Source organism: Stenotrophomonas sp. 278, from assembly GCF_003935715.1.
Lineage (GTDB): Bacteria > Pseudomonadota > Gammaproteobacteria > Xanthomonadales > Xanthomonadaceae > Stenotrophomonas > Stenotrophomonas maltophilia_AH.
Genome location: NZ_RHPP01000271.1, coordinates 1 through 2,042, shown reverse-complemented (window position 1 = coordinate 2,042; position 2,042 = coordinate 1). Strand labels below are relative to the sequence as shown.

Genomic DNA, 2,042 nt, shown 5'->3' with positions numbered 1-2,042 from the left:
CGGCCAGCCGGCCGGCAGCGACGGCGGCCTGCTGCCCGACCCGGCGGTATTGGTGCAGCGCCTGCGTGGGGTATTTGAAACCGTGCTGTGCGACCTGGGGGGCGTGCCGGTGCGGCAGATTCCGCGTTCGCTGTTCAACAGCGCCGACGAGATCTGGCTGGTCGCCGACCAGGCGATCGGCACCCTGGTCTCGCTCGACCAGGTGCTGAAGCAGCTGGAAGCGATGGGCCTGCGCGACACCCGTCTGCAGCTGGTGATCAACCGCCATGAGGAGGACGGCGGCCTGGCCCCGGCGCAGATTTCCGAGCGCTTCAGCCTGCCGCTGCTGGCCACCCTGCCGGACTGCCACCGCCTGCGCAGCAGCGCCAACCATGGCCATCTGCTGCTGCAGGATGCACCGCGCGACCCGTATCTGCGCGCACTCACGCCGCTGCTGCTGCACCTGGATCAGGCCGCTGCACTCGCCCTGCCACGCAGCTGGCGCGAAAAACTGGCACTTGCCCTGGGGGGCCTGCAATGGAAGACAAAGTGACGCCGTTTGCCAGCGAGCGCGGTGACGCCCCCGGCGTGGCGGATGCCGCAGCGGTGCCGTTCGACCAGTCCGACGAGTACCAGAAGGTGCTGGTGGCCGCGCACGAACACCTGCTCAATGCGATCGAGGACGAGCGCATCGACATTGATGCGTGGGCACCCGACACGGTAGCGCGCTACGTACACACCCAGACCGCGCAGTTCGTGCAGCAGTGGCGCATTCCGGTCAACGAAGCGGAAATGGAGGTGGTCGCCACCGCCCTGGTGAAGGAGCTGACCGGGTTCGGGCCACTCGACGACCTGCTGCATGACCCGGCCATCGAAGACATCCTGATCAACGGCTACAAGGACATCCATGTCTCGCAGGGCGGCCGGCTGGTGCGCGCGCCGCAGCGCTTCAGCGACGACAGCCACCTGCTGCGCATCCTGCGCCGCATTCTGGCTCCACTGGGCCGGCGTCTGGACGAGTCCAACCCGATGGTGGACGCGCGCCTGCCCAACGGTGGACGCCTGAACGCGATCATCTCGCCCTTGGCGGTCGACGGCCCGATGGTGTCGATACGCAAGTTCCGCAAGGATCCGTTCACCCCGGACGAGCTGCAGCGGATGGGTACCTTCGACACCGCCATGCAGGCACTGCTGCATGCGATGGTGCTGGGCCGCTGCAACATCCTGGTGTCCGGGGGTACCAGCTCGGGCAAGACTTCGCTGCTCAATGCCCTGGCCAGCTACGTTCCGGCCGAAGAACGGGTGATCACGGTGGAGGACACCGCCGAACTCTCGCTCAACCACCCGCATGTGGTGCGGCTGGAAAGCCGCCTCGGGGGCGCTGACGGACACGGCGCGGTCAGCATCCGCGACCTGGTCCGCAACAGCCTGCGCATGCGTCCGGACCGGATCGTGGTCGGCGAAGTGCGCGGCGCGGAGGTTCTGGAAATGCTGCAGGCGATGAACACCGGCCACGACGGTTCCATGGCGACCATCCACGCCAACTCGCCGCGCGACTGCCTGTACCGGATCGAGATGCTGGCCGGGTTTGCCGGCTTCCAGGGCAGCGAGGACAGCCTGCGCCGGCAGATTGCCAGCGCCATCGACTTCATCGTGCAGATATCGCGTCTGGGCAGCGGTCGCCGCGTGCTGGTGTCGATCACGGAAATCACCGGGGTCAGCGACAACCTGATCAGCACCCAGGAGATGTTCCGGCACGAAGTGATGATCGACGCCGACGGCAAGGAGCGCGACCGCTGGATCGGACTGGGCTTCCAACCCCATTCGCACAAGCTGGAGCCGTTCCGTCGGCTGTTGCGCGAAGCACTCGAGGGAGGCTACTGAGCATGACCGGGGTTCTGCTGCTGTGCAGTGTGGTGCTGGTGCTGGTGGCCGTGGCCATCGAGCTGTGGTGGGGCGCGGCCCGCCGCGAGCGCCAGCGCGCCTCGCTGCAGCACGCCGAACAACGCCTGGCGGCAGCCCCGCCGGTGACCCAGCTGGCCGGCATGACGCCACGTACGCCC

1 protein-coding gene and 1 pseudogene are annotated in these 2,042 nt (G+C 67.6%); both read left to right on the top strand.

Going from position 1 to position 2,042, the window contains the following annotated elements:
• Positions 1 to 532 (top strand): annotated as a pseudogene (locus tag EGJ34_RS21535) (fimbrial protein); the annotation flags it as partial.
• Complete coding sequence (locus EGJ34_RS21530) at positions 517 to 1,863, top strand: CpaF family protein (protein WP_125362427.1); 1,347 nt, start codon at positions 517 to 519, stop codon at positions 1,861 to 1,863. The pseudogene EGJ34_RS21535 and the gene EGJ34_RS21530, both read left to right, overlap by 16 nt.
• The last annotated feature ends 179 nt before the right edge of the window (positions 1,864 to 2,042 follow it).